Below are 8650 nucleotides of genomic sequence, written 5' to 3'. Positions count from 1 at the left end.
AGGTTTGGGCGATGACCTCTCGACCGACCGACCGACCGCGTCGGGCGGGTGGGCGGGAAGGGTTTGGGGTGTTACTTGCCCGACAGCGTCACCGCCTGGTCAAGTGCCTGCAGGAAACGGTTCACCGTCGTCCGGTCCCGTACCGCCAGGCGGAGCCACTGGTCGTCCAAGCCCGGGAACGTGTCCCCGCGGCGGACCGCGAAGCCCAGGTCGCGCAGGTGGCGGCGGACGGCAACCGCGTTGGGGACGCGGACGAGGACGAAGGGGCCCTCGGCGGGTTCCATGACCTGGAGGCCGTCGGGGGCGAACTCGGTGAGGCCGGCGACGAGGTGGGCGCGGTCGGCGGCGATGCGGTGGGCCGCGTGGGCGGCCTCCGCGAGGGCCGGTGCGTCCATGCACGCCTCCGCCGCGGCGAGCGCGGGCGTGGACACCGGCCACAGCGGCTGGGCCCGCTCCAGTTCGGCGATCGTCTCGGGGGCGGCCAGGACGTAGCCGATCCGCAGCCCCGCCAGACCCCACGTCTTCGTGAGGCTGCGCAGCACCACCAGGCCGGGGATGTCGGTCCGGCCCGCGAGCGTCTCGCGCTCACCCGGCACCGCGTCCATGAACGCCTCGTCCACCACCAACGTCCGCCCCGGGCGGGCGAGTCGGGCGATCGAGGCCGCGGGGTGGAGGACCGACGTGGGGTTCGTCGGGTTGCCGATCAGGACCAGGTCCGCACCCTCGGGGACGACGCCCGGGGTCAGCCGGAAACCGTCCGCCTCCCTCAGCAGCACCCGCTCCACCGCGTGCCCCGCGTCCCGCAGCGCCGCCTCCGGCTCCGTGAACTGCGGGTGCACGACCACCGGCTGACGGACCTTCAGCGCACGGGCGAGCAGCACGAACGCCTCGGCCGCGCCCGCCGTCAGCAGCACGCGGTCCACCGGCAGCCCGTGCCGCGCCGCGACCGCCGCCCGCGCCGCCCGCCCGTCGGGGTAGGCGGCGAGCCCGGTCAGTGAGCCGGCTATTCGCTCGCGCAGCCACGCGGGGGGCGTGTCCGCGCGGACGTTCACCGCCAGGTCGATCAACCGGGCGCCGTCGTCCCTGACTTCGGCGTCACCGTGATGACGCAGATCATGGGTGTCGCGCGCGGGATCGCGGGCTCTGTCAGTGTGCATGGGCGTGCCCACCGTGATGGTGATGCCCGTGGTGGTGACCGTCGTGGCCGTCGTCGTCGGGATGGAAGTGCGGCTGCTGCGGCTGCCCCACCTTGTCCTCGAAGCCGGGCAGCGCGATGCGGTACACGCACGAGTCGCAGTTCATCCGCAGATCACCCTTGACCGCCTCCCGGTACCGCTCCATCACCAGGTCGAGCAACTCCGGCTCCGGACCGATGACTTCGGCCGACCGTACCTCGGTCTCCGGGTGCGCCGCCGCCCAGCCCTCCGTCTGCTGCCGTACCCGATCCGGCAGGATGCCCGTGAACAGGAAGTACGGCAGCACGACGATCCGTCGCGCGCCCAGCTTCACACACCGGTCAAGACCGCTCGGCACGTCCGGTGCCGCCAGCGACACGAACGCCGGCTCCACGCCCGCGTATCCGCGCCCCTCCCACAGCAGCCGCGCCGCCTTGTGCACCTCGGCGTTGGCGTCCGGGTCCGTCGACCCGCGCCCGACCAGCAGTACGGTCACATCGGCCCGGTCCTCGGGCGTCCGCACCGACTCGCCCAGCGCCTCGTCGAGCCGCCGCTCCAGTACCCGCAGCAGCGACGGGTGCGGGCCCAGCGGACGACCGTAGGTGTAGGAGATCCCCGCGTGCCGCTCCTTCTCCCGGGCCAGCGCCGCCGGGATGTCCCCCTTGGCGTGCCCGGCGGACACCAGCATCAGCGGTACGGCGGCGAACCGGCGCACCCCGCGCTCCACCAGCTCGGTCACCGCGTCGCCCAGCGGCGGCGGCGACAGCTCGATGAACCCGCCCGCGACGGGCAGTTCGGGGTGACGGCGGCCCAACTCCCGTACGAAGGACCGGAACGCCTCGGCTCCGGCCTCGTCCCGGGTGCCGTGTCCGGCGATGAGCAGGGCGGGCGGCGGGGTGGTCACGATTTCTCCTCGATAGGTGAAGCAGGGTGGTACAGCAGGGCGTTGAGGGCGGCCGCGGCGACCGCCGAACCGCCCTTCTCGGACACGTTGCTCACGGCGGGCAGCCCGCTCTCGCGCAACGCGGCCTTGGACTCGACCGCGCCGACGAAACCGACGGGCAGCCCGATGACGAGTGCGGGGGAGGCGTCCAGCGTCAGCAACTCCTCCAGCGCGGTGGGCGCGTTGCCGATCACCCACAGGGCACCGGGCCCGACCTCCTCGTAGGCGAGCCGGATCGCATGCGCCGAACGCGTCAGCCCGGGACCGGACTTGGCGTCCTTCAGCCGGCACACGGTCTTGAGCTGCGTGATCCCGGCCGCGACCATCGCCACGTCCACGACCACCGGCGCCCCCGCGTGCAGCGCGCCGTGCGCCTTCGCCAACTCGCCCTCGTCCAGGACGAGATCGGACGCGTACGCGAGATCGGCGGCGGAGTGGACGACGCGTTCCACGACCGCGCGGCTCAGCGGCGGGAGGTGCGAGGTGTCCAGGCGGGCGCGCATCCGCCGGTACGACTCCACCTCGATGGGATGGACCACCCGGTCCACGGGGATCATTCGGCCACCTCCTGCCAGCGGTACCCGCGCGGTGTCACCATGCGTCCGGCGATGTCCCGGGTGGCCGTGTTGCCCACGGTCACCACGGTCATCATGTCGACCGTCGCCGGATCCAGCGCCGCCAGTGTCGTCAGTCGGCTGGATTCGTCCGGCCGCGAGGCGTTCCGTACGACACCGACCGGCGTGCCCGGATCCCGGTGCTCTGCGAGGATCGCGAGCGCCTTCGGGAGCTGCCAATCACGGCCCCGGCTGCGGGGGTTGTAGAAGGTCACCACGATGTCCGCCTCGGCCGCCGCCCGCACCCGCCGCTCGATGATCTCCCACGGCGTGTGCAGATCGGAGAGGCTGATGGACACGTGGTCGTGGCCGAGCGGCGCCCCGAGGATCGCGGCGGCGGCCAACGCGGCCGTCACGCCCGGGACTCCGACCACGTCGATGTCGTCCGACGCCTCCGCCAGCGCGGGCGAGGCCATCGCGTACACCCCGGCGTCACCGCTGCCGATCAGCGCGACCGCCTGCCCCTTCCGCGCCTCGGCCACGGCGGTACGGGCCCGCTCCTCCTCGGCGCCGAGCCCCGACTCCAGGACCAGCGTCCCGGGCCGCAGCAGATCGCGGATCTGGTCGACGTACTGGTCGAGCCCCACCAGCACGGCGGCGCGCCGGAGTTCGGCCTTGGCGCGCGGGGTGAGCAGGTCCCGGGCGCCGGGTCCGAGCCCGACGACCGCGAGCCGCCCGCGCGCGAGCCGTCGTACGACGGCACAGGTCGCCATCGCGGGCCGCCCGTCGCTGCGCTCCGACTTCCGCTTGGGGACAAGGAGTTCACCGCCCAGCGCGAGAGCCGCGGCCTCAGCCACCGACGGTGTGCCGACGGCCGCGAGGGGCGCCTCGGAGGGGTTGGGCACCTCCACGGCCGCCAACTCCTCGGCGGAGTAGGTCACGAGAGGCACACCGAGTCGCCGCGCCGCCCCGACGATGCCGGGCTCGTCCGACTTGGCGTCGACGGTGGCGAGTTCGGCGAGGGACTTCAACGAAAGTCCCGCATCACGCACCGCGCTCTCGACGAGCCCCACCACCTCGTCCACCGGGGCACCCTTGGACGCGCCGACCCCGACGACGAGGGACGGCGGCCGGAGTACGACCTCACGCTCGCCGGGTTCGGCCGCGCGATCGGAGACGTGGATGATGTAGGAGCCGTTGGCGGACACCTTCAGCGGCGGCAGCGGCCACGCCAACTCGGCGTCCAGGGCGACCGGTTCGCCGTCGAGCAGAGCCCGCGAGACGCCCGCGACATCGCCCTCCACCGGGAACCCGAGGGTGTCCAGGCCGGTCACCCCGACCGCGTCCGTGGCCGTGGTCACGACGGGCTGCGCGGCCAGCAACTCGCCCACCTCCACGGCGAGTTCATTGGCCCCGCCGCCGTGTCCGCCGACCAGCGAGACGGCGAAGCGGCCGCCCTCGTCGACGCACACGACCCCCGGGTCGGTCCGCTTGTCGGCCAACAGCGGGGCGAGCAGCCGTACTACGGCCCCGGTGGCGAGGAAACACACGAGCTGCTCGCACTCCGCGAACGCGGCCCGCACGGCGTCCCCGACGGGACCCTCGTAGACGCGCGTCCGGTCCGGCCACGCGGCGGCCAGCCGGTCGCGCGCCGTCGCTCCCGCCGCGGTGGCGGAGATGAGGCCGATCACTGAGCAACTCCTTCGACAGATGCCGGAGGCCGGACGCCCCACAGCAGAAAAACGGGGTTGGTCGCCGCCAGCCGGGTCACGTCGCCCGGCAGCGGCGCGAGCCGGGACGACTGCAACAGCACGCCGTCGACCGCGAACCCGGCACCGCCGAGCGCCTCGCGCACCGCCGGTACCCGGTCCAGCGCGGCCATCGCGACGACCACGGTCCGCCGGGCCCGGCGTGCGCACGCGGTGACGATGGCGGGCAGTTCGCGCCCGCCGCCGCCGACGAACACGGCGTCGGGGGCGTCGAGGTCGGACAGCACGGTCGGCGCCGCTCCGTGCACGGTGTGGACGTCGACGCCGTGCGCCTCGGCGTTGGCGCGGATCCGCTCGACACCGTCCCGGGTCTTCTCGACCGCGATGACGGCGGCGCCGAACCGCGCGCACTCCACGGCCACGGAACCGGATCCCGAGCCGATGTCCCAGACCAGTTCACCGAGCCGCGGTCCGATCCTGGCCAGCGCCAGCGCCCGTACCTCGAACTTGGTGATCATCGAGTCCCGGTGCTCGAACTCCCGCTCGTCCAGCGCCCATTGGGCCGGTCCGACGGCAGCCCCGGCGACCGTCCGCGCGGCACCGAGGCTCCGCGACTCGTCGAGACACAGGACGACACTCACCGCCGTACCCCAGTCCCGGGCGGCGGCCTCGGCGGGCGTGACCCGCTCCACCCGTTCCGCCCCGGAGCCGAGCGCGGACGCCACGACCAGGACGCGCCCGGTGGTCCGGTGGGTGAGGGCGGCACCCAGCTCGGCGGGTCCGGCCCCCGGTCCGGTGAGGACGGCGACCTTGGGATGCGCGCGGCACGCGTTGACCGCCGTACGGAGATCGCGGCCGTGCGCGCTGACCACGACGGCGTCGTCCCAGGTCAGGCCGGTGCGCGCGAAGGCGGTGGCGACGGAGGAGACGCCGGGGCGGACGTCGAGGGCGTCGGCGCCGAAGCGTTCCGCCAGTGCCCGGACGATCCCGAAGAACCCGGGGTCTCCCGAGGCCAGCACGACGACCGGCTCGCCCTTCTCGACGTACGCCTCGATGGTGTCGAGGGCGGGCGCGAGCGGGCCGAGGACGATCTGTTCGGCGCCCTCGGGGACCGTGGCGGAGGCCAGATGGCGCCGGCCGCCGACGACGAGCCGGGCACCGGACAGGACCCCGTCCGGAACCCGTGCCCCGGTCCCCCTACCGACGACCGTGATCACGTGCTCGCACCCCGCGAGCGCAGGGCCCTGCGGGCCTCCGGGTCGGCCTTGCGGTAGCCGTGGAAATGGCCCGGATGGTAGAGGTGCGAGCGGGTGCCGTGGGCGTCGAGGGCGGGGCCGACCAGGAAGAGGGTGTGCTTCCAGAGCTTGTGCTCCTTGACCGTCTCCTCCAGCGTGGCGATCGTGCACTTCACGATCAGTTCCTCGGGCCAGGTCGCCTGGTAGGCGACGACGACGGGCGTGTCCGTCGGATAGCCGCCCTCCAGCAGCTCCCGCACCAACTGCCCGCTGCGGGCTGCCGACAGGAAGATCGCCATCGTCGTGCCGTGGCGCGCGAACTCCCGCACCTCTTCCCCGGGCGGCATCGGTGTCTTGCCGCCGCCGAGCCGGGTGAGGACGACGGACTGCGCGACCTCGGGAATCGTCAGCTCGCGCTGCGCGAGGGCGGCCACGGCGGAGAACGCGGAGACACCGGGCACGATCTCGGTCGCGATGCCGATCGCACGGCACCGGTCGAGCTGTTCCTGCGTGCCGCCCCAGAGGGCCGGGTCGCCGGAGTGGATGCGCGCGACGCGCAGCCCCTCGCTCCGGGCCCGCTCGTACACGGCGACGACGTCCTCCAGGGACATCGTCGCCGAGTCCAGGATCTCGGCGCTCTCGCGCGCGTGGTCGAGGACCTCCGCCTGGACCAGGCTGGCCGCCCAGATCACGACGTCGGCCTCGGCGATGGCGCGCGCGGCACGGAACGTCAGCAGATCGGCGGCGCCGGGACCGGCACCGACGAAGGTCACCTTGCCGACGGTGGCATCGGTATCGGCCATGGGGTCGGATCCTCTCGAACGGAACAAACAGACAAGCAGGACAAACGGAACGGGAACGTCAGTGCATGTGGGGGTGGAGTGGCCCAGGATGTGCGCGAACAGGGGTTGATCGGATAGCAAGGGGACTATGGCGGTCTTCGTCGCGCTCGGCGCGTTCCTGATGACGCTGGCCGGCGGCTGGACGGCACAGCGCGTGACCGACCGCCGCCATCTCGTCCTGGGCCTGGCCGGCGGCCTGATGCTGGGCGTCGTAGGCCTCGATCTGCTGCCGGAGGCGCTGCGCGCGGCGGGCCGCGAGGTCTTCGGCGTACCGGCCGCCCTGCTGCTCTTCGTGGCCGGCTTCCTGGTGGCCCATCTGGTCGAACGCACGCTCGCCGCCCGCCAGGCCTCCCACGGGGCGGAGGAAACCAACGGCCGCGCGCCCGAGGTGGGCCTCACGGCCGCCGCCGCGATGGTCGGCCACAGCTTCATGGACGGGGTGGCGATCGGCGCCGCCTTCCAGGTGGGCGGTGGCATGGGCACGGCGGTCGCGCTCGCGGTCATCGCCCATGACTTCGCGGACGGCTTCAACACGTACACGATCACGAGCCTGTACGGCAACGCCCGCCGCAAGGCGATCGCGATGCTGGTCGCGGACGCGGCGGCCCCGGTGGCCGGAGCCGCCTCGACGGCGTTCCTGAGCATCCCCCAGGGGCTGCTCGGCGGCTATCTCGGCTTCTTCGGAGGCGTGCTCCTCTACCTCGCCGCCGCCGAGATCCTCCCCGAGGCCCACCACGAACACCCCGCGCCCGCGACCCTGTTGTGCACGGTCGCCGGGGCGGCGTTCATCTGGCTGGTGGTCGGCCTGGCGGCCTGATCCGCGTCTTTTGCGATCGGTCACAGTTTCCCGCCCCGCCCGCCCTCGCGCCGCGCGGGGGCGATGAGCGTCGACAGATACGGCAGCGGCTCCCCGTCCAGCTCGGCGGCCGGCCGGATCGACTCCTCGGGCAGCCCGAGCGCCGACCCCCACACCGCGTCCTCGATCCGCCCGGTCTCCCGCAGCGCCTCGGCGACCTCGCCCGCCTGCCGCCCGAACTTGTACGCCACGACCGTCCCCGGCCCGGCCAGCGCGTCCTTCAGCACGGCGGACCCGGCGGTCACGGGCACGAGCGTGAGCGGCTCGGTCCCTTCGGTGAGTACGGCCCCGGAACGCGCGGCGAGATCCTGCATGGCGGTGATCCCGGGCACGGTCTCGACCACGACCCCCGGCACCAACTCCCCGATGGTCAGGGCGAGATAGGTGAAGGTGGAGTAGACGTTCGGGTCCCCGATGGTGGCGAACGCGACGACGCCGTGCGCGCCGAGCAGCTCGGCGACCTTCGCCCCGGCGGCGTCCCAGGCGGCCTCGCGCCGGGCCCGGTCGGTCCGCTCGTTGAGCGCGAACACGACCCGCAGCACCTTCTCCTCGGGCACGTAGTGCAGCACGGTGGCCTCGGCCCGCCCCCGCTCACCCGTATCCATCACAGGCACCACGACGACATCGGCGGCCCGCAGAGCGTTGACGCCCTTGACGGTCACCAGCTCCGGATCACCGGGACCCACCCCGACTCCGATCAACCTGCTGCTGCTCATGACGTCCGGCACCTCTCCACGAACCGACGGGCCGCACCGGGCTCGGCCGCCCAGTGCGTGTGCAGATAACTCGCGTGCACACCCTGTTGTACGAAACCTTCGACCCGCCGCTCGGGCGCGCGCACCCCCCAGGCGGGAGCCGCCCCCGAGCCGGGCTCGACGACGGTCCGGTGAAACTCGTGCCCGCGCATCCGCGTCCCGGCCACGGCCAGCACACTGTCGCTCAGCGCGACGGCGTCCCGGTAGCCGAGCGTCAGCCGCTCACTCATCCGCGCGCCGGCATCCAGCACCCCGCACATCGGCCGCCCGTCCAACTCCCGGCACAGATACAGCAGTCCGGCACATTCGGCGGCCACGGGGGCCCCGCTCTCGGCGAGCGCCGAGACGGCCTTCCGCAACGGCTCGTTGGCGGACAGCTCGGCGGCGTACACCTCGGGGAACCCACCTCCGACGACCAGCCCGTTTGTCCCGTCCGGGAGTTGTTCATCGCGGAGGGGATCGAACACGACGACCTCGGCACCGGCCGCGGTGAGCAGCTCGGTGTGCTCGGCGTAGGAGAAGGTGAAGGCGGGGCCTCCGGCGACGGCGACTCTTGAGAGAGGTCGTGCACCCTCAGCCCG

8 protein-coding genes and 1 pseudogene are annotated in these 8650 nt (G+C 73.2%); 1 reads left to right on the top strand and 8 read right to left on the bottom strand.

Going from position 1 to position 8650, the window contains the following annotated elements; translation table 11 throughout:
- Positions 1-71: 71 nt before the first annotated feature.
- Genes cobC through cobM form a run of 6 tightly spaced genes read right to left on the bottom strand, consistent with a single transcriptional unit; the run spans position 72 to position 6419 of the window.
- Positions 72-1157, bottom strand: a complete 1086-nt coding sequence (gene cobC, locus SSP08S_RS09660) for an Rv2231c family histidinol phosphate aminotransferase CobC (protein ID WP_019067381.1) — start codon at positions 1155-1157, stop codon at positions 72-74.
- Positions 1147-2079 (bottom strand): sirohydrochlorin chelatase, encoded by a 933-nt coding sequence (locus tag SSP08S_RS09655; RefSeq protein ID WP_019067380.1) that lies wholly within the window; start codon positions 2077-2079, stop codon positions 1147-1149. The genes cobC and SSP08S_RS09655 overlap by 11 nt, the downstream gene beginning before the upstream one ends.
- Complete coding sequence (locus SSP08S_RS09650; RefSeq protein ID WP_026178340.1) at positions 2076-2666, bottom strand: precorrin-8X methylmutase; 591 nt, start codon at positions 2664-2666, stop codon at positions 2076-2078. Before SSP08S_RS09650 ends, SSP08S_RS09655 begins: the two co-directional genes overlap by 4 nt.
- Positions 2667-2671: 5 nt before the next feature.
- A complete protein-coding gene (gene cobJ, locus SSP08S_RS09645) occupies positions 2672-4363 on the bottom strand; it encodes a precorrin-3B C(17)-methyltransferase (RefSeq protein WP_019067378.1) in 1692 nt (563 codons plus the stop codon).
- Complete coding sequence (locus SSP08S_RS09640; RefSeq protein WP_019067377.1) at positions 4360-5598, bottom strand: bifunctional cobalt-precorrin-7 (C(5))-methyltransferase/cobalt-precorrin-6B (C(15))-methyltransferase; 1239 nt, start codon at positions 5596-5598, stop codon at positions 4360-4362. The genes cobJ and SSP08S_RS09640 overlap by 4 nt, the downstream gene beginning before the upstream one ends.
- Entirely contained in the window at positions 5595-6419 is an 825-nt protein-coding gene (gene cobM / locus SSP08S_RS09635) for a precorrin-4 C(11)-methyltransferase (protein ID WP_019067376.1), read from the bottom strand. Before cobM ends, SSP08S_RS09640 begins: the two co-directional genes overlap by 4 nt.
- Before the next feature lie 127 nt (positions 6420-6546).
- On the opposite strand from cobM, the gene SSP08S_RS09630 reads away from it, so the two are divergent.
- Positions 6547-7275 carry a ZIP family metal transporter gene (locus tag SSP08S_RS09630; protein WP_019067375.1) on the top strand — a complete coding sequence of 243 codons (729 nt, stop codon included), beginning with the start codon at positions 6547-6549 and terminating at the stop codon, positions 7273-7275.
- A 20-nt stretch (positions 7276-7295) separates the two neighbouring features.
- Here SSP08S_RS09630 and cobI read toward each other — a convergent pair whose 3' ends face one another.
- Positions 7296-8042, bottom strand: coding sequence for a precorrin-2 C(20)-methyltransferase (cobI, locus tag SSP08S_RS09625; protein ID WP_019067374.1), 747 nt, complete (start codon positions 8040-8042; stop codon positions 7296-7298).
- A pseudogene (locus tag SSP08S_RS09620) lies at positions 8027-8650 on the bottom strand (cobyrinate a,c-diamide synthase); the annotation flags it as partial. The gene cobI and the pseudogene SSP08S_RS09620, both read right to left, overlap by 16 nt.

The sequence above is a fragment of the Streptomyces hokutonensis genome (assembly GCF_000376565.1).
Classification (GTDB): domain Bacteria; phylum Actinomycetota; class Actinomycetes; order Streptomycetales; family Streptomycetaceae; genus Streptomyces; species Streptomyces hokutonensis.
Note: the sequence above shows the minus strand (reverse complement) of the source record. Positions and strands in the feature narration are given on the sequence as shown.